We start from the raw sequence: 16,058 nt of genomic DNA on the forward strand, positions 1-16,058 counted from the left end.
GCGTCAGGCGACGGGTTCGAGCTCGGGGGTGTCCTCGCCGAGACCGGCGGCCTCGTCGGCGAGGGCGGCGAGAAATCGCTCGGCGTCGAGCGCGGCCTGGCAGCCGGAGCCAGCAGCGGTGATGGCCTGGCGGTAGGTGTGGTCGACGACGTCGCCCGCGCCGAAGACGCCCGGCAGGTTGGTGCGGGTGGAGGGCGAGTCGACCTTGAGGTAGCCCTCGTGATCGAGGTCGAGCTGGCCCGTGAACAGTTCGGTGCGCGGGTCGTGGCCGATCGCGATGAACACACCAGAGGCGGCCAGTTCGCGCTCCTCGCCGGTGGCGGTGTCGCGCAGGGTGACGCCGGAGACGAGCTTGTCGCCGTGGATGGCGGCGATCTCGCTGTTCCAGGCGAAGGTGATCTTCGGGTCGGCGAACGCCCGGTTCTGCATCGCCTTCGACGCGCGCAGGGTGTCGCGGCGGTGAACGACGGTCACGGAGTTCGCGAACCGGGTGAGGAAGGTGGCCTCCTCGAGGGCGGTGTCGCCCCCGCCGACCACGATCACGTCCTTGCCGCGGAAGAAGAAGCCGTCGCAGGTGGCGCACCAGGACACGCCGCGGCCGGAGAGTTCGTCCTCTCGCGGGATGCCGAGCTTGCGGTAGCCGGAGCCGGTCGCCACGATCACGGTCTTGGCGCGGTGGACGGTGCCCTCGGAGTCGGTCAGCAGCTTGATCTCGCCGGTGAGGTCGACGGAGACAATGTCGTCGTCGACCATCTCGGCACCGAACTTCTCGGCCTGGGCCCGCATGTTCGTCATCAGGTCCGGGCCGTCGATGCCGTTCGGGAAGCCGGGGAAGTTCTCGACCTCGGTGGTGGTGGTCAGTGAGCCGCCGACGAAGATGGAGCTGCCGAACAGCAGGGGCTTGAGCTGGGCGCGGGCGGTGTAGAGGGCGGCGGTGTAGCCGGCGGGGCCGGAGCCTATGATGACGACCTCGCGCACCCCGTCGGCACTTCTGTTGTCGCTCATGAAGATGCTCAGCTCTCCTGGCTCTGGGCGGCCTTGGTGTCGATCTCGGCGATGAGGCCCTCAATGAGGCCCTTGATCTCGTCACGGATCGGGCGGACGGCCTCGACGCCCTGGCCGGCCGGGTCGTCCAACTTCCAGTCGAGGTACTTCTTGCCGGGGAAGTACGGGCAGGCGTCGCCGCAGCCCATCGTGATCACGTAGTCGGACGCCTGGACGGCCTCGGTGGTGAGGATCTTCGGCTTCTGGTCGGAGATGTCGATACCGAGCTCGGCCATCGCGGCGACCGCGGAGGGGTTGACCTGGTCACCCGGCATGGAACCGGCCGAGCGGACCTCGACGCGGTCGCCCGCGAGGTGGGTCAGGAACCCGGCGGCCATCTGGGAGCGGCCGGCGTTGTGGATGCAGACGAACAGCACGGAGGCGAGCGGCGCGGTGGTCATCGGTAGGGGTGTCCTTCGTTGTGCGGTGGTGCGGGCGCGGTGCGGGGTGGGCCCAGGGGTCTACTTCGGGGCTTCAGTGAGGTCGGCGAGGAGGGCCTGGACGCGAGAGCCGATCTGGTCGCGGATCGCGCGCACGCGCTCGATCGGGGCGCCGTCCGGGTCAGGGACGGGCCAGTCCAGGTAGCGGCGCCCGGCCGGGATCGGGCAGGCGTCGCCGCAGCCCATGGTGACCACCACGTCGGCGGCGGCCACCACCTCCTCGGTCAGCGGCTTGGGGAACACGTCGTCGGCGAGCGGCACACCGGCCTCGGCGAGCACCTCGGCGATGTGAGCGTCCAGGTCGGCGGCCGGCTGGGTGCCGGCCGAGGAGACCTGGACGGTTCCCTGGGCGAGATGGCTGAGGATGGCGGCGGCGAGCTGGGAGCGTCCGGCGTTGCCTGAGCACACGAACAGCACCCGCGGCACCGCCACGGCCGCCTCGGCATGGGTGTGGGCGAGCGCGGCGAGGCGCTCGTCCGCAAGGCGTTCGGCCAGCACGATCAGGTGCGATCGGACGGTGGCCTGCTCGGCGAGGAGCCGGTAGGAGTCGGCGAGCAGCTTGAGGACGGTCTCCGGTGCGAAGGTCCCGTCGTAGCGGCTGGCCAGGTGCGCGGCGCCAGCCAGGAGCCGGTCGTCCGGCACGGGCGGCGTGGAGTCGGTCATCGCAGGGTCCAGCCCATCGAGGCAGCAGGATGTGGATGCGGGGAATCGCAGGTGAACCCCGGTCGCGGCCGGGCAAGGGGCTCGCCAGGAGGCCTCACACCGGGTAACGTATCACCCCATGGTGACGTCAGTCGACAGTGATGTATTGAAGGTCTTGGCCGACCCGCTGCGGATGCAGATCGTCCAGCTTCTCGCCCGCGAGGCGCTGTGCACGACCCACCTCGTGGAGGAGACCGGCGCCAGACAGACCAACCTGTCGAACCACCTCAAGACCTTGAGGGACGCCGGCCTCGTGGACGCCGAGCCCTGCGGGCGCTTCACCTACTACTCGCTCCGCCCCGAGGCCATCGATGCCTTGGCCGCGGACCTTGCCGGGCTGGCCGCCACCGCCCGCGCGGCAGCAGGCCGCAAACGCTCCTGCTGACCCCCACCACCACAGCCCCCACTGGCGGCCCTGCCCCGCCCTGCACCAGGAGTGTCCTTGAGCGCCATAGACGAGGCGAGATCCGAGACTGTCCCCGTGAACCTCGCCAGCCAGACCGAGGAGCCGCTGGCGGTCGAGCCGCCCGCGGTGCCGCTGCTGAACCGGGTCGCGGCCGAGCTGGTCGGCACCGCCGCGCTCGTCGCGGTCGTGGTCGGCTCCGGCATCCAGGCCACCGAGCTGACCAAGGACGTGGGCTTGCAGCTGCTCGCCAACTCCCTGGCCACAGTGTTCGGCCTCGGCGTCCTGATCCTGCTGCTCGGCCCGGTCTCCGGCGCGCACTTCAACCCAGTCGTCACCCTCGCCGAGTGGTGGTCCGGCCGCAACGACCCCCAGGGCCTGACCGTACGGGAGGTCGCCGCCTACATCCCGGCGCAGATCGCCGGGGCGATCGGCGGCGCGGTGCTCGCCGACGCGATATTCGGTAAAGCCCTCGTGGAGTGGTCCACGCACGACCGTTCGGCCGGGCACCTGCTGCTGGGCGAGGTCGTCGCCACTGCCGGACTGATCCTGCTGATCTTCGGCCTGGGCAAGAGCGACCTCCTGCGGTTCGCCCCCGTCGCGGTCGCCTCCTACATCGGCGCCGCCTACTGGTTCACCTCCTCCACCTCCTTCGCCAACCCCGCGGTGTCGATCGGCCGAGCGTTCACCGACACCTTCGCCGGCATCGCCCCCGCCTCGCTGCCCGGCTTCATCGGCATGCAGCTGGTCGGCGGCGTGGTCGGCCTGGCCCTGGTCGCACTGATCTTCACCCATCGCACCGGCCGCAAGTAGCCGCCCCGGCCGCCACACCCCGCGCCAGCGGTGGCGGCGGCCTTCGACCGTGTCCCCGGAGGCAGCGTTGAGTGAGCACCACACGCAGGTCCTGGTCGTCGGCGGTGGCCAGGCCGGGCTCGCGGCCGGCTACTACCTGCGCCGCGCGAAGCTCGACTTCGCCATCCTCGACGCCTCCACCGCGCCGGGCGGCGCCTGGCAGCACTACTGGGACAGCCTGCGCCTGTTCTCCCCGGCCGCCTACTCCTCGCTGCCCGGCCGGGCCATGCCACAGCAGACCGGTCAGACCTACCCGGACGCCGAGCACGTCACCGCGTACCTGGCCGACTACGAGAAGCGGTACGAGCTGGCCGTCCACCGCCCCGTCACCGTCCACGCGATCGAGAGCACCGCCGACGGACGGCTGCTGGCCCGCACCGACTCCGGCACCTGGCACACCCGAGCACTGAGCCTCCGCCAACTTGAAGCCGCAGGTCAAAGAGCTGGTATGTCGGCTTGTCGGGGTACTCACGCTGGTCGCGGACGGCGGTCTGCGGGGAAGATCGTCCGTCAGCAGCTGGCTTGACGGGATACGTCACCCATCAGTTCGAGGTCGGCTGTCGGAGTGGATCACGTGCGCCACGTGAGCGTGTTTCGAAATGTCGTCCGAAGGTTTGGTCAGGTACGGCGATACACCTGGGGCGGCTCACACCCGGTGTGACGTCTTTCCTGTATCCGAGCGAAAGCAGGGCATCTCGTGCTGAAGAAGTGTCTCGTAGCCGCCGCGGCCGCGGCGATGGTGATGGGGCCGGCCGCTGTGGCCCAGGCCGACGACATCGTGCGCGTCGTGGAGAACGAGGTGACCATCCCGGTCGCCTCCGGCGGCTTCCCCGGCCGGGCTGCGGCCCAGGCCGTCTGTCCGCCCGGTGAGACCCGGACGGGCGGGGGCGCCAGCGTCATCGCGGGCAACTCCCATGCCGAGCGGTACCTGCTGCACTCGACCCAGCCGATCAGCGGAGAGGCATGGTGGGCGTTCGCCACGAACACCGACACCACCAACCCCGGGAAGCTGAAGGTCTTCGCCATCTGCGCGAGGGTCGTCAGCACCCCCACCCTGACCACGCCCGTCAGCTCTTGACCCCGGTGCCCCCTCGCGTGGGGATCTGAGCAACCGGTGGACGTGCTCGGCTGGGTGTCCCAGCCGAGCACGTCCACGGACGGTGGTTCGGTTCGGCGGTGACCTGAACCGCTACGTGAACCGGTGACCCACCCGGGGACCGGCCGGCTCGCTGGTTCGCACCTGCTGCGGCTGGGCGGTGATGCTGATCCCGCACCGCGAACCGGGCGTGGAGGAGACGACGCTCCCGCCGGACTACCAGCGCATCCTCACCGCCGTGCGGCAGGCCACCAGGCCCGCCATGGCCCGGCAGGTCGGCGAGATGCCGGGAATGGACATCAGCGCGAAGAGCAAGCTGGAGCTGCTGCGCGGGAAGCTACTCAGCCTGACCGATCGCGGCTGGCTGCGTAAACAGCCCAACGTCCAGTTCACCACCCGGCTGTGACCACGGAAGCCATTGCCTGTGGGCGGTTCCGAGCAGGCGCAACCGGGGTGCCTCCGGAGGTCGTTCACCAGAGGGTCTGGCTCATGCTTCGACGACTTACCGCGACAGCGGCGCTGTCCGCTCTGGCTCTGCTCGCCCCCGTGGGGGCACACGCGGCGGAGCCGGGAGCTGTCGGCCACACGGACGGGGACGGGAACTGGGCCGACTTCCACTTCCGCTGGACCGGCGAGTTCAGCTTCGACAGCGGTGTCCTCAAGGTCCACGACGGTGACACCGACGGCCGCAGCGTCTACGTACAGCTGCGGGGCCGCAAGGGCAACTCCGGCTGGCAGCCGCTGGTCAGCGACAAGCTGTACTGGAACACCAACGGCTCCGGCACCACGCGCACGTACGACGGCATCCGCTTCTCAGGAAGTCTGCCCCTGCTGGAAGTCGGGTTCGCACTGTGCGAGGACCGCACCGGCGTCGACGTCTGCTCCCATCCCGGAGTCGTCGCCGAGAACCCCTACGCCCGCTGACCGACCGCACCCCGCCGCTCACGTCCGGAAGACTCCATGCGCCTTCGTTCCGTCCTCGCCGCGGCCGCCATGTCGGCCGCCGTCCTCCCCCCGCTGCTCGCCGCACCCGCGCACGCCGCAGCCGGGGACTTCACCGTCACGGGCAGCTTCGCGAACCTTTCCGGAAACCTCAAGTGGGTCAACGGTTACCGCTTCGAGCTGCCGCGAATGACCCTGCGCGACACGGTCTGTGACGACAAGTCCGTCTACTGGTACCTGACCGTCGACATGGGCTGGACAAGCGAGTGGTCCAACAAGGCGCGCTGGGCCGAAGAAGGGTGCGGCACCGAGAACTCCTGGACCGGGATCCATCTGGAACGGACGATCCCGATCCACTCGCTCCGTTTTTGGATCTGCCGCGACGACTGGGGCGCGGACACCTGCGAGAAGGCGGATTACCTCAATCCGCACGCGGACTGAGGTAATCCGCCCAGGACGCCCACAAAGGCCCTACGAGGTCACGCATTGCCCCTCGGCCGTTCCGGTCGACCGGACGGCGGGGGTGTCCGTAGCGGCCAGGGCCGCCTCGCCCCGGACTGACCCGTCGTGGACAGACACCGGAGAAGGCCCTGGCCGCAACTTGTCAGGGAGGCGCCCCGGACCCGCACCGTGACGCGCGTGCCGAAGCACACCGGGAGGCTCTCCGGGAAGACCAGCGCAGGGTGCTGGATCTGATCGGCGGCTTACGGGTGTTGCGCAACCAGGCGGCATCGCCGACCGCACCGGCAACCGCCGATGTCGCGGCCCTTCTGGAGAGCGGCGCCGCCGACGGCGACTCGCGCGAACCCCTCCTTGTCGGCGCGGCTGCTCAACGCAGCCCTGCTGACATGGCCGCCGCGATGACACCCGACCGCACCTGGACACTCCGCAGGCGCAGATCCACGAGCGCTTCCCCGAACCCCCCACTTCGCCGTAGCTTCGGAGCATTCGCTCACACGCACAGCGCCACCCTGTGAACCGCGCCTGCGGCTCCACCCCACTACTTCTCAGCGGCGACAGCGGGTGCGCCGCCCTCCAAGCGCTCGCGGATGCCGGCGATCTTCTCGGGCCCCCACTCGGGCGAAGCGGCCGGCTCAGCCTCCACCCAGGCGTCGATGCTTGCGTCCAGTTCCTCGTCGTACGTATCCATACGGCTACCCTCTGACAACACCCCAGGTCGTGACTACCCGGTTGTTCACATGCACTGGCACCAGTGGCAGGCGCTGTAGCCGACGCTCAGGAGGACGGGTACGTTGCGCCGGCGCGCTTCGTCGAACGCGTCCGTCTCCCATGGCCACCAGTCCACGGGGTTGTCCGCGTGCTGGAGGAGGTACGGGGACGTGGCCTGCGCGAGTCGGTTGGGCATACCCCCATCCTTGCGCACCCGTCCTCGCCCCGCCCATGCGCCACAGGGGCAGCGCACGAACAGTGGGCGGGCCGGCCGTGGAAGCAGCATGCCGACGGGGCGGAGGGCGTCGGCCGGCGCCCGCGGCCCGGCCTCAGGGGTGACCCGTCGCGGGGCCGAACGCAGGCCGCCTCACCGGCAGTCGGCGCAGGGAAGGGGGAACGCGCCGCGACGGGGGGGTGGTGCCCTATGCCCTACTGCCACGAGAAGAGCCGGAAGCTGAGGCAGAGCGTCGTGGTGCTGCCGAAGACGTTCGTCTCCTGGTAGGCGAGGTACAGGCCGAGGCAGTCGCTTTCGCCGTCGACCACGTCGACCACGCGGAGGGAGGCCCTGTCGGAGTCGCAGTCGACGGGGACGGGGTCGATGTGGCCGGCGCCGCCCTCGTTGGCCATGCAGTCGCCTACGTCGACATCGTCGGCCACGGTGCACCCCATGAGCATGGGCAGCGTGACCAGGACTGCCGCAAGGCATGCGGCGATGCGCTTCATCGTGACTCTCCCCCCGTCGCGCCCCTGCGGGCTCGTCATCACAGGGATTCTCCCCCGGCATGGGGGTGGCGACCCGTGGTGTCGTGGGACACGGCACGGGGAGTCAGGGGACCGGTAGGCGGCACGGCACGGCGCGGCCCCGGCATGTGGTCACGCGGGAGCCGCCGGCGACCGGGGCAGGCCGAAGCGGCGCCCGCCGCGCGGGGTGGTGCGGCGGCGGGCCCTGCGGGGTGAGCGGGGGCCTGCCGCCGGACGGTGGAGCTACTGCTGGGGGGCTGGCTTCGTCGGGGCGGCGGGCTGGTCCGCGGGGGCGGCCGCCGTGCGCTCCTCGAAGTCGACGCGGTTCATGTGCCGGTTCATCGACTTCATCAGCGCCCACACGGCGAGGGCCATGACGGCGAAGACGATGAAGCCGAGCACGCCGGGCGTGACCTTGTTCGGGTCGAAGCTGTCGGCGGCCAGCGGGGCGAGCTGGGTCAGGGCCTGGTGTGCGCTCATGTCATGCATTGTCGCGGATACCCGCGAAGAGGTCGTCCTCGGGGAGGGACGTGCCGACGAGGGACGTGGCGAGCTCGTACTCCTCGGTGGGCCAGACCTCCTTCTGGATCTCCATCGGCACGCGGAACCAGCCGCCGTCGGGGTCGATCTGGGTGCGGTGCGCGATCAGCGCCCGGTCCCGGGTCTCGAAGAAGTCGGCGCACGGCACGAAGGTGGTGAGGGTGCGCTCGGCGCGCTCGAACTCGTCCCAGCGCTTCAGCCACTCCCCGTACGGCGACTCCAGGCCCCGGTCGAGGAGTGCCTGGTGCAGGGCCTCGGTGCGGGGCCGGTTGAAGCCCTGGTTGTAGTAGACCTTCAGGGGCTGCCAGACCGGGCCGAACTCCTGCTCGGGGTACTTCTCGGCGTCGGTCGCCCCTTCGAACGCCACCATCGTGATCTTGTGGGTCATGATGTGGTCGGGGTGGGGGTAGCCGCCGTTCTCGTCGTACGTGGTGATCACTTGCGGGCGGAACGCGCGGATCGACTTCACGAGGCGGCCGGCCGCCTTGTCGACGTCCTCCAGGGCGAAGCAGCCCTGCGGCAGGGGCGGCAGCGGGTCGCCCTCCGGGAGCCCGGAGTCCACGAAGCCCAGCCACTCCTGCTTGACGCCCAGGATCTCGCGCGCCTCGTCCATCTCCTTGCGGCGCACCTCGTGGATGTTCTCCTCGATGTACGGGTCGCCCTGGAGCTTCGGGTTGAGGATGGAGCCGCGCTCGCCGCCCGTGCACGTCACGACGAGCACGTCCACCCCCTCGGACACGTACTTGGCCATCGTGGCCGCACCCTTGCTGGACTCGTCGTCGGGGTGGGCGTGCACTGCCATCAGGCGCAGCTGCTCAGTCAAGGCTGATCCTCAGTGATTGGTCATGTGGCTCGGCTTCTATAGTGACGGAATCGGCGCAGTGGCTATTCCGCCGTCCGGCGAACGGGACACGGACGGGGTGCGCGGACGCGCCGGGCGCGGACCGAGAGGAACGATCATGGGTGTGGCGGGCGAGAAGCTCCCCGAGGGCCGTTACGGCCGCTCCGCGGACGAGCGGACGGACCGCAGGCTGAAGATCGTGGGTTCGGTGCTGGGCGTCGGCCTGCTCGCGCTGCTCGGCTGGTTCGGCTACCACCACGTCGGCGGGCAGGCGATCAGCGGGGAGCTGATCAAGTTCGACCTGGCGGCGGCCGACCGGGTCGACGTGCACCTGGAGGTGCGCAAGCAGGACGGTGCCCGCGGGTACTGCACGGTGCGGGCGCTGGCGGTGGACGGCGCCGAGGTGGGCCGCAAGGAGTTCCGCTTCGACGAGCCGTCGAACCGCGTCGACCGGGTCGTGAGCGTCCGCACCACGGAGCGGGCGACCTCGGCGGAGCTGCTGGGCTGCACGGCCGACTGAGGCCTCCTGGTCCAGTACGGCGGCGACACACCCGCCGGGGGCGGGAAAGCCCCCCAGCACCGGCTCTGACCTGCGGAGTCGTAGATTCCGTGAGATACGTCCTCCCTCTTTGTCCGCGTCGTTGTTACGCTCGTGGTTTCGCCCTCCCGGGAAGGCCGCATCCTTACTGGTAGGGCGTTGCTTTGTATTCCCAGTACCGACGAGGAGCACCTGTGACCCAGACCAGCGAGAACGTCACCTGGCTCACCCAGGAGGCGTACAACCAGCTCAAGGCCGAGCTGGAGTACCTGTCTGGTCCCGCGCGAACCGAGATCGCTGCCAAGATCGCAGCGGCGCGTGAGGAGGGCGACCTGCGGGAGAACGGCGGGTACCACGCGGCCAAGGAAGAGCAGGGCAAGATGGAGCTCCGCGTGCGCCAGCTCACCCAGCTCCTCGAGCACGCGAAGGTCGGCGAGGCTCCGACCGACGCGGGTGTGGTGGCCCCCGGCATGGTCGTGACGATCGCGTTCGACGGCGACGAGGACGACACCCTGACGTTCCTCCTGGCCTCGCGCGAGTACGCCAGCGCGGACGTGGAGACGTACTCCCCGCAGTCGCCGCTGGGCAGCGGCGTGAACGGCAAGAAGGTCGGCGAGGACGCCCGCTACGAGCTGCCGAACGGCAAGATGGCCTCCGTGCGGGTCCTGGACGCGAAGCCGTACCAGGGCTGACGCCCTGCTTGACGCCCTGAGGGCCGGTCCCGTGCGTGACGGGGCCGGCCCTTGGTCGTCGGCGCGGCCGCCGCCCGGCTCAGGAGGCCGCCGCCCTGGTCAGGAGGCTGCCGAGCGGTACTTCCGCACCGCCAGCGTCCGGAACACCACGATGATCAGCAGCGACCAGGCGAGGGACGCCCAGACGGGGTGCTGCATGGGCCAGGCGTCGGACTGGGACACCCCGGGGTTGCCGAAGAGCTCCCGGGCGGCCTGGACGGTGGCGCTGAACGGGTTCCACTCCGCGACGTGCCGCAGCCACGGCGTCATCTGGGCGGAGTCCACGAACGCGATGGACACGAAGGTGACGGGGAACAGCCAGATCAGCCCGCCGGACGTGGCGGCCTCCGGGGTGCGCACGGACAGGCCGATGAGGGCGCCGATCCAGGAGAACGCGTACCCGAGCAGGAGCAGCAGGGCGTAGGCGCCGAGCGCCTTGGGGACGCCCTCCTCGATGCGCCAGCCGACCAGCAGGGCGACGACGGTCAGGACGACGACGGTCAGGGCCGTCTGGACCAGGTCGGCGAGGGTGCGCCCGGTGAGGACGGCGCCGCGGGCCATGGGCAGGGACCTGAAGCGGTCGACGAGGCCCTTGTGCATGTCGTCCGCGATGCCGGCGCCCGCGCCGGCGGTGGCGAAGGTGACGGTCTGGGCGAAGATGCCGGCCATCAGGAAGTTGCGGTAGACGGACGGGTCGGTGGTGCCGCCGATGGTCATGGAGCCGCCGAAGACGTAGCTGAAGAGCACCACGAACATGATCGGCTGGATGAGCCCGAAGACCACCACCTCGGGGATCCTGACCATCCTGATCAGGTTCCGGTGGGCGACGACGAGGGAGTCGGCGACGGACCGGGCGACGGGGCCGCGCGTGCGGCGCGGGGCGGGCAGGCCGGTCGGGGAGCCGTTGCCGGTGAGGGCGGTCATCGCACGGTCTCCTTCCGCTCTCCGCCGTCCGTACGGGCCGCCGCGTCCGACGCGGCCGCCGCGCCCCCAGTGCCGTCGGCGTCCTCCGTGTCGCCGGCGTCCTCGCTGCCGTCGCCGGCGGCGGCCTCGGCCGCGTGGCCGGTGAGGGAGATGAACACGTCGTCGAGGGTGGGGCGGCGCAGCCCGATGTCGTCGATCTCGACGCCGCGCGCGTCGAGCTCGCGGATCACCTCGGCGAGCAGCCTGGCGCCGCCGGTGACGGGCACGGTCAGCCTGCGGGTGTGCTCCTCGACGGTCACGGTGGCGGTGGCCTGGCCGAAGCGGGCGAGGACCTCCCGGCCGGTGGGGATCTGCCCGGGCGTGTGGACGACCACCTCGACGCGTTCCCCGCCGGTGCGGGCCTTGAGCTGGTCGGACGTGCCGCGGGCGATGACCCGGCCGTGGTCGATCACGCAGATCTCGTGGGCGAGGTGGTCTGCCTCCTCCAGGTACTGGGTGGTCAGCAGCAGCGTCGTCCCGCCGGCGACCAGTTCCTGGATCACCTCCCACAGCGCCTGCCGGTTGCGCGGGTCGAGTCCGGTGGTGGGTTCGTCCATGAACATGACGGGCGGGGAGACGACGAGGGCGGCCGCCAGGTCGAGGCGGCGGCGCATACCGCCGGAGTAGGTCTTCGCGGGCCGGTCGGCGGCGCCGGTGAGACGGAACCGCTCCAGGAGCTCGGCGGCGCGCGCCTTGGCGGTCTTCCCGGGCAGTTGGTAGAGCTGCCCGACCATGTGCAGGTTCTCGCGGCCGGTGAGGTACTCGTCGACGGCGGCGAACTGGCCGGAGAGCCCGATGGAACGGCGCACCTCGTCGGGGTGCTTGAGGACGTCGATTCCCGCGACGACGGCCCGGCCGCTGTCCGGCCTGAGCAGCGTGGTGAGGACGCGGACGGCGGTCGTCTTCCCGGCGCCGTTCGGCCCGAGAAGCCCGAGGACGGTGCCCTCCGGCACGTCGAGGTCCACGCCGTCCAGTGCTCGTACGTCGCCGAAGGTCTTCACCAGACCCTCGGCGTGAATGGCACCAGGCATCTACGCACTCCCCCTTACCTCTCCCGTGATGGGTCGTTTTGGGGTGATTCGCTAAGCGAAGCTTAGGGCGAGCGCGGGGCGGCGACCCGGCGAACGGCTCGGCGGGGCCGACCGGGACGCGGAAGCGGTGGCCGCGAGGGCGCCCCCGGCACTTGGCAGCGGCGGGGGCGAGTGCCGGTGGGGCCGTTCCGGTACGGGCGCGCGGCGACGGTGAGCGGAAGGCGGCAGGGCGGGCGGTGGGCCGCGTGGACGGTGGGCGGTGGGGCGGTTTGTGTGGCGTATGGGCGGCGCGGCAGGCGGCGGTGTGGTGGTGCGGCGTCCACGCGGTGCGGCAGGCGGTACGGCGGTGGGTGCGCGTATGCGCGGTGCGGCGGACGGTGGCGTGCCTGCTGCGGCGTATGCGCGGTGCCGTACGCACGGGGTCAGCCGATGACCGTGTAGCCCGCCTCGTGCAGGGCCGCCTGGACGTCCACGCAGTGGTCCGGTCCCTTGGTCTCCAGGTGCAGTTCCACCTCGACCTCGGTCAGTCCCAGCCGCGGATCGGTCCGGACGTGGCCCACGTCCAGTACGTTCGCGTCCACCACGGTCAGTACGCCCAGGAGGTTGGCCAGCGCCCCCGGCCGGTCCGGCAGGCGCAGCCGCAGGGTGAGGTAGCGGCCGGCCGCCGCCATGCCGTGGCGCAGGATCCGCTGGAGCACGAGCGGGTCGACGTTGCCGCCCGACAGCACCGCCACGACGGGGCCCTCGAACGCCTCCGGTTCGCTCAGCAGAGCCGCGACGGGGCTGGCCCCGGCGGGTTCGACGACCAGCTTGGCCCGCTCCAGGCACAGCAGCAGCGCCGACGACAGGGCGTCCTCCGACACGGTCCGTACTTCGTCGACCACCTCGCGGACCAGGCGGAACGGCACGTCGCCGGGGCGGCCCACCATGATGCCGTCGGCCATCGTCGACCCGCACCGGACCGACACCGGCCGCCCCTTCGCCAGCGACGGCGGGTACGCGGCCGCGGCCTGCGCCTGCACGCCGACGATCCGCACGTCGGGCCGCAGCGCCTTGACGGCGACGCCGATGCCTGCCGCGAGGCCGCCGCCTCCCATGCCGACGACGACCGTCCGGACCTCGGGGCACTGCTCCAGGATCTCCAGACCCACCGTGCCCTGCCCGGCGATGACGTCGGGGTGGTCGAAGGGGTGGATGAACACCGCGCCGGTGTCCCTGGCGTAGTCCTGCGCCGCGGCCAGCGTCTCGTCCACCACCTGACCGGTGAGCCGCACTTCGGCACCGTACTCGCGGGTCGCGGCGACCTTGGGCAGCGGGGCGCCGACCGGCATGAAGACGGTGGAGCGGACGCCCAGCAGGGAGGAGGCGAGGGCGACGCCCTGGGCGTGGTTGCCCGCCGATGCGGCGACCACGCCCGCCGCCCGCTCCTCGGGGCGCAGCCCGGAGATCCGCACGTACGCGCCCCGCAGCTTGAAGGAGCCGGTGCGCTGGAGGTTCTCGCACTTCAGGTGCACCGGTCCGCCGACCAGCCCGGACAGGTGGCGGCTGCCCTCCAGCGGGGTCGTCCGGGCGACCCCCGCCAGCATCTTCTGGGCCCCCATCACGTCGTCCAGCAGGACGGCGGGCGGGGAGAAGTGCAAGGGGCGGGGGGTGCGGAAGCTCATGGCAGCCAGTCTCGCAGCTCGCCGGGACCCCGCAGCACGTCCACGTCAAGCACCCGGGGGCACCGCAGCACGTGCACGTCAAGCCCCGGGGGCACCGCAGCACGTCCACGTCAAGCCCCGGGGGCACCGCAGCACGTCCACGTCAAGCCCCGGGGGCACCGCAGCACGTCCACGTCAAGCCCCGGGGGCACCGCGGGAACGGCTTCGGGAACGCTCAGGGAAGAGCTCGGTCTCGGATTCGACAGGGCAGGTACGCAGCGGCGACTTGGCGCGTACTCTGTCCCCCACCAAAACCGACCGCCGCACGAGAGAGCCCTGCAGCCATGCCCACTTCCCAGGACATGACGACTACTGCGCTGTTCTCCCAGGGGGCGAGCCCTGAGCCCCCGGGTGACACCGCTCTTCTCGATGCCCTCCAGCACCAGGTGGCCGTCTTCGCCCGGCGGGCCGAGCAGACCCGCCTCGCCGGGACAGGCCAGCTCCGCAACTCGATGGACCGGGCCGCCTACCTGCTGCTCAACCGGCTCGACCAGGAAGGCCCCATGGGCGTGAAGGCCCTGGCGGCCGGCATGGGCATCGACTCCTCGACGGTGACCCGCCAGGTGGCGCCGCTGGTGGACACGGGCCTGGTGAAGCGCACCTCGCACCCGGAGGACGGGCGCGCCGTGGTGCTGCAGCTCTCGCCGCGCGGGCAGGCCCGGCTGGAGGAGGTGCGGCTGTCCCGGCGCGATCTGATGGCGCAGGTCACGGAGGGCTGGACGCCGGACGAGCGGGAGGCCTTCTGCACGCTGCTGACCCGCTTCAACTCGGCCCTCTCGGCACGTCAGACGGGCCTTCCGGCAGCGGACCAGCCGCCGTCCTGACTCCGCCCGCGCGACCGGGAGGGCGGCCCTTGACACGGGAGTGGCGCCGCACCCCCGGCGGGTGCGGCGCCACTCGCCGCGTGCGCGGCCTGCGCTGCCGGCTGTCCGAGTGCCCGACGCGGGTCTCCCGCACGGCGCCCGGCTCTGCGCGTGACGCAGGGGCTCCGGCAGGTACCGGTCATCCGAGCACCTGACACAGAGGCTCCCGCACGGAGTCGGCTATCCGAGCGCCTGACGCAGGTCCTCCAGCAGGTCGTCGACGTTCTCGATACCGACGGACAGCCGGACGAGGTCGCCGGGCACCTCCAGCGGGGAGCCGGCGGCGCTGGCGTGGGTCATCAGGTGCGGGTGCTCGATGAGCGACTCGACACCGCCCAGCGACTCGCCCAGGGTGAAGAGCCGGGCGCGGTTGCAGACCTCCACGGCCGCCTGCTCGCCGCCGGTGACACGGAAGGAGACCATGCCGCCGAAGTCGCGCATCTGCTTCGCGGCGATCTCGTGGCCCGGGTGCTCGGGCAGGCCCGGGTACAGCACCTGCGCCACCTTCGGGTGACTGGTCAGCATCTCGGCGATGCGGGCGGCGTTCTGGCTGTGCCGGTCCATGCGCACCGCGAGGGTCTTGATCCCGCGCAGCACGATCCACGAGTCGAACGGGCCGGCCACGCCGCCCATCGCGTTCTGGTGGTAGGCGAGCTCCTCGCCCAGCGCCTCGTCGGCGGTGACGAGCGCGCCGCCGACCACGTCGGAGTGCCCGCCCATGTACTTGGTGAGCGAGTGCACGACGACGTCCGCGCCCAGCGACAGGGGCTGCTGGAGGTACGGGGAGGCGAAGGTGTTGTCGACGACGAGGCGCGCGCCGGCCGTGCGGGCCACGTCGGCGAGCGCCGCGATGTCGCTGATGCCGAGCAGCGGGTTGGAGGGCGTCTCCACCCAGACGATCTTCGTGCGGTCGGTGAGGGCGGCCCGCACCGACGCGGGGTCGGTGGTGTCGGCGACGGAGAACTCGACGCCCCAGCGCTGGAGCACCTTCGCGAAGAGGCGGAAGGAGCCGCCGTAGGCGTCGTTCGGGATGACGAGGTGGTCGCCCGGCACGAGCAGGGTGCGCAGCAGGGTGTCCTCGGCGGCCAGGCCGGAGGCGAAGGCGAGGCCGCGGCGGCCGCCCTCCAGCGCCGCCAGGTTCTCCTCCAGCGCCGTACGGGTCGGGTTGGCGCTGCGGCTGTACTCGTAACCGCCGCGCAGCCCGCCCACACCGTCCTGCTTGTAGGTGGACACCTGGTAGATGGGCGGGACGACCGCGCCGGTCAGCGGGTCGGCGGTGTTGCCCGCATGGATGGCGCGGGTCTCGAAGTTCTGGTGGGTGTACGCGTCGTCGCTCATGCCACGAGAGTAATCCGGCGGGGGCGCCCGCGGCCCGCGGTTGCCTTGACCCGTGGCGGAGCCCGGGTGGTCCCGCCCTGCCGGGGGTGGTGCGGGTCGGGGGCGGTCATCCGGGACGGG

Annotated in this window: 20 protein-coding genes and 2 pseudogenes; 10 read left to right on the forward strand and 12 right to left on the reverse strand. The window is 71.3% G+C overall.

The window, feature by feature from the left end:
• Positions 1–3 precede the first annotated feature (3 nt).
• The 3 genes from trxB to L6E17_RS09090 are packed head-to-tail and all read right to left on the reverse strand — an operon-like array spanning position 4 to position 2,147.
• Complete coding sequence (gene trxB / locus L6E17_RS09080; RefSeq protein ID WP_236240231.1) at positions 4–1,005, reverse strand: thioredoxin-disulfide reductase; 1,002 nt, start codon at positions 1,003–1,005, stop codon at positions 4–6.
• Positions 1,006–1,013: 8 nt separating this feature from the next.
• Positions 1,014–1,445 carry an arsenate reductase ArsC gene (locus tag L6E17_RS09085; RefSeq protein ID WP_236240232.1) on the reverse strand — a complete coding sequence of 144 codons (432 nt, stop codon included), beginning with the start codon at positions 1,443–1,445 and terminating at the stop codon, positions 1,014–1,016.
• Between the two features lie 60 nt (positions 1,446–1,505).
• Positions 1,506–2,147 (reverse strand): low molecular weight phosphatase family protein, encoded by a 642-nt coding sequence (locus L6E17_RS09090; protein ID WP_236240233.1) that lies wholly within the window; start codon positions 2,145–2,147, stop codon positions 1,506–1,508.
• A 118-nt stretch (positions 2,148–2,265) separates the two neighbouring features.
• On the opposite strand from L6E17_RS09090, the gene L6E17_RS09095 reads away from it, so the two are divergent.
• The 7 genes and pseudogenes from L6E17_RS09095 to L6E17_RS09125 all read left to right on the forward strand — a co-directional run bounded on the left by L6E17_RS09095 (position 2,266) and on the right by L6E17_RS09125 (position 5,920).
• Positions 2,266–2,571 carry a metalloregulator ArsR/SmtB family transcription factor gene (locus tag L6E17_RS09095; protein ID WP_236240234.1) on the forward strand — a complete coding sequence of 102 codons (306 nt, stop codon included), beginning with the start codon at positions 2,266–2,268 and terminating at the stop codon, positions 2,569–2,571.
• A gap of 96 nt (positions 2,572–2,667) precedes the next feature.
• Positions 2,668–3,402 carry an aquaporin gene (locus tag L6E17_RS09100; protein ID WP_374109026.1) on the forward strand — a complete coding sequence of 245 codons (735 nt, stop codon included), beginning with the start codon at positions 2,668–2,670 and terminating at the stop codon, positions 3,400–3,402.
• 67 nt (positions 3,403–3,469) lie between these two features.
• Positions 3,470–3,850 (forward strand): annotated as a pseudogene (locus tag L6E17_RS09105) (NAD(P)-binding domain-containing protein); the annotation flags it as partial.
• Positions 3,851–4,138: 288 nt separating this feature from the next.
• Positions 4,139–4,519 (forward strand): hypothetical protein, encoded by a 381-nt coding sequence (locus L6E17_RS09110; protein ID WP_236240235.1) that lies wholly within the window; start codon positions 4,139–4,141, stop codon positions 4,517–4,519.
• A gap of 181 nt (positions 4,520–4,700) precedes the next feature.
• Positions 4,701–4,943, forward strand: coding sequence for a hypothetical protein (locus tag L6E17_RS09115; protein WP_236240236.1), 243 nt, complete (start codon positions 4,701–4,703; stop codon positions 4,941–4,943).
• A gap of 83 nt (positions 4,944–5,026) precedes the next feature.
• On the forward strand, positions 5,027–5,461 hold the full coding sequence (locus L6E17_RS09120) for a hypothetical protein (RefSeq protein ID WP_236240237.1): 435 nt from the start codon (positions 5,027–5,029) through the stop codon (positions 5,459–5,461).
• Between the two features lie 36 nt (positions 5,462–5,497).
• The gene (locus L6E17_RS09125; protein ID WP_236240238.1) at positions 5,498–5,920 is read left to right on the forward strand and encodes a hypothetical protein; all 423 of its coding nucleotides are present in this window, start codon (positions 5,498–5,500) and stop codon (positions 5,918–5,920) included.
• Between the two features lie 559 nt (positions 5,921–6,479).
• Here L6E17_RS09125 and L6E17_RS09130 read toward each other — a convergent pair.
• The 5 genes and pseudogenes from L6E17_RS09130 to mca all read right to left on the reverse strand — a co-directional run bounded on the left by L6E17_RS09130 (position 6,480) and on the right by mca (position 8,753).
• Positions 6,480–6,629 (reverse strand): hypothetical protein, encoded by a 150-nt coding sequence (locus tag L6E17_RS09130; protein ID WP_236240239.1) that lies wholly within the window; start codon positions 6,627–6,629, stop codon positions 6,480–6,482.
• Positions 6,630–6,677: 48 nt separating this feature from the next.
• Positions 6,678–6,845, reverse strand: a pseudogene (locus L6E17_RS09135) (DUF255 domain-containing protein); the annotation flags it as partial.
• A 233-nt stretch (positions 6,846–7,078) separates the two neighbouring features.
• Entirely contained in the window at positions 7,079–7,372 is a 294-nt protein-coding gene (locus L6E17_RS09140) for a hypothetical protein (RefSeq protein WP_236240240.1), read from the reverse strand.
• Positions 7,373–7,633: 261 nt separating this feature from the next.
• Positions 7,634–7,879: a hypothetical protein gene (locus tag L6E17_RS09145; RefSeq protein WP_374109019.1), complete on the reverse strand. Its 246-nt coding sequence runs from the start codon at positions 7,877–7,879 to the stop codon at positions 7,634–7,636.
• A complete protein-coding gene (mca, locus tag L6E17_RS09150; RefSeq protein ID WP_071268004.1) occupies positions 7,872–8,753 on the reverse strand; it encodes a mycothiol conjugate amidase Mca in 882 nt (293 codons plus the stop codon). Before mca ends, L6E17_RS09145 begins: the two co-directional genes overlap by 8 nt.
• Positions 8,754–8,889: 136 nt before the next feature.
• On the opposite strand from mca, the gene L6E17_RS09155 reads away from it, so the two are divergent.
• Positions 8,890–9,291 carry a DUF4307 domain-containing protein gene (locus L6E17_RS09155; protein ID WP_236240242.1) on the forward strand — a complete coding sequence of 134 codons (402 nt, stop codon included), beginning with the start codon at positions 8,890–8,892 and terminating at the stop codon, positions 9,289–9,291.
• Between the two features lie 212 nt (positions 9,292–9,503).
• Entirely contained in the window at positions 9,504–10,001 is a 498-nt protein-coding gene (gene greA / locus L6E17_RS09160) for a transcription elongation factor GreA (protein WP_236240243.1), read from the forward strand.
• 99 nt (positions 10,002–10,100) lie between these two features.
• Here greA and L6E17_RS09165 read toward each other — a convergent pair whose 3' ends face one another.
• From L6E17_RS09165 to ilvA, 3 genes are all read right to left on the reverse strand, one after another.
• Positions 10,101–10,964 carry an ABC transporter permease gene (locus L6E17_RS09165; RefSeq protein WP_236240244.1) on the reverse strand — a complete coding sequence of 288 codons (864 nt, stop codon included), beginning with the start codon at positions 10,962–10,964 and terminating at the stop codon, positions 10,101–10,103.
• Positions 10,961–12,034 (reverse strand): ATP-binding cassette domain-containing protein, encoded by a 1,074-nt coding sequence (locus tag L6E17_RS09170; RefSeq protein WP_236240245.1) that lies wholly within the window; start codon positions 12,032–12,034, stop codon positions 10,961–10,963. The genes L6E17_RS09165 and L6E17_RS09170 overlap by 4 nt, the downstream gene beginning before the upstream one ends.
• 422 nt (positions 12,035–12,456) lie before the next feature.
• On the reverse strand, positions 12,457–13,698 hold the full coding sequence (ilvA, locus tag L6E17_RS09175; protein ID WP_236240246.1) for a threonine ammonia-lyase: 1,242 nt from the start codon (positions 13,696–13,698) through the stop codon (positions 12,457–12,459).
• 323 nt (positions 13,699–14,021) lie between these two features.
• Between ilvA and L6E17_RS09180 the strand changes: the two genes are divergently transcribed.
• Positions 14,022–14,561: a MarR family winged helix-turn-helix transcriptional regulator gene (locus L6E17_RS09180; RefSeq protein ID WP_374109020.1), complete on the forward strand. Its 540-nt coding sequence runs from the start codon at positions 14,022–14,024 to the stop codon at positions 14,559–14,561.
• 219 nt (positions 14,562–14,780) lie between these two features.
• Here L6E17_RS09180 and L6E17_RS09185 read toward each other — a convergent pair whose 3' ends face one another.
• The gene (locus L6E17_RS09185; RefSeq protein WP_236240247.1) at positions 14,781–15,938 is read right to left on the reverse strand and encodes a cystathionine gamma-synthase; all 1,158 of its coding nucleotides are present in this window, start codon (positions 15,936–15,938) and stop codon (positions 14,781–14,783) included.
• Positions 15,939–16,058: the final 120 nt, after the last annotated feature.

It is taken from the genome of Streptomyces sp. CC228A (genome assembly GCF_021390935.1).
GTDB lineage: Bacteria > Actinomycetota > Actinomycetes > Streptomycetales > Streptomycetaceae > Streptomyces.

Bases quoted from the DNA above. Each gene is read 5' to 3' on its own strand.
- trxB (WP_236240231.1), bottom strand. From the start codon at position 1,005: ATGAGCGACAACAGAAGTGCCGACGGGGTGCGCGAGGTCGTCATCATA.
- L6E17_RS09085 (WP_236240232.1), bottom strand. From the start codon at position 1,445: ATGACCACCGCGCCGCTCGCCTCCGTGCTGTTCGTCTGCATCCACAAC.
- L6E17_RS09090 (WP_236240233.1), bottom strand. From the start codon at position 2,147: ATGACCGACTCCACGCCGCCCGTGCCGGACGACCGGCTCCTGGCTGGC.
- L6E17_RS09095 (WP_236240234.1), top strand. From the start codon at position 2,266: ATGGTGACGTCAGTCGACAGTGATGTATTGAAGGTCTTGGCCGACCCG.
- L6E17_RS09115 (WP_236240236.1), top strand. From the start codon at position 4,701: ATGCTGATCCCGCACCGCGAACCGGGCGTGGAGGAGACGACGCTCCCG.
- L6E17_RS09120 (WP_236240237.1), top strand. From the start codon at position 5,027: ATGCTTCGACGACTTACCGCGACAGCGGCGCTGTCCGCTCTGGCTCTG.
- L6E17_RS09125 (WP_236240238.1), top strand. From the start codon at position 5,498: ATGCGCCTTCGTTCCGTCCTCGCCGCGGCCGCCATGTCGGCCGCCGTC.
- L6E17_RS09130 (WP_236240239.1), bottom strand. From the start codon at position 6,629: ATGGATACGTACGACGAGGAACTGGACGCAAGCATCGACGCCTGGGTG.
- L6E17_RS09140 (WP_236240240.1), bottom strand. From the start codon at position 7,372: ATGAAGCGCATCGCCGCATGCCTTGCGGCAGTCCTGGTCACGCTGCCC.
- L6E17_RS09145 (WP_374109019.1), bottom strand. From the start codon at position 7,879: ATGCATGACATGAGCGCACACCAGGCCCTGACCCAGCTCGCCCCGCTG.
- L6E17_RS09155 (WP_236240242.1), top strand. From the start codon at position 8,890: ATGGGTGTGGCGGGCGAGAAGCTCCCCGAGGGCCGTTACGGCCGCTCC.
- L6E17_RS09165 (WP_236240244.1), bottom strand. From the start codon at position 10,964: ATGACCGCCCTCACCGGCAACGGCTCCCCGACCGGCCTGCCCGCCCCG.
- L6E17_RS09170 (WP_236240245.1), bottom strand. From the start codon at position 12,034: ATGCCTGGTGCCATTCACGCCGAGGGTCTGGTGAAGACCTTCGGCGAC.
- ilvA (WP_236240246.1), bottom strand. From the start codon at position 13,698: ATGAGCTTCCGCACCCCCCGCCCCTTGCACTTCTCCCCGCCCGCCGTC.
- L6E17_RS09180 (WP_374109020.1), top strand. From the start codon at position 14,022: ATGCCCACTTCCCAGGACATGACGACTACTGCGCTGTTCTCCCAGGGG.
- L6E17_RS09185 (WP_236240247.1), bottom strand. From the start codon at position 15,938: ATGAGCGACGACGCGTACACCCACCAGAACTTCGAGACCCGCGCCATC.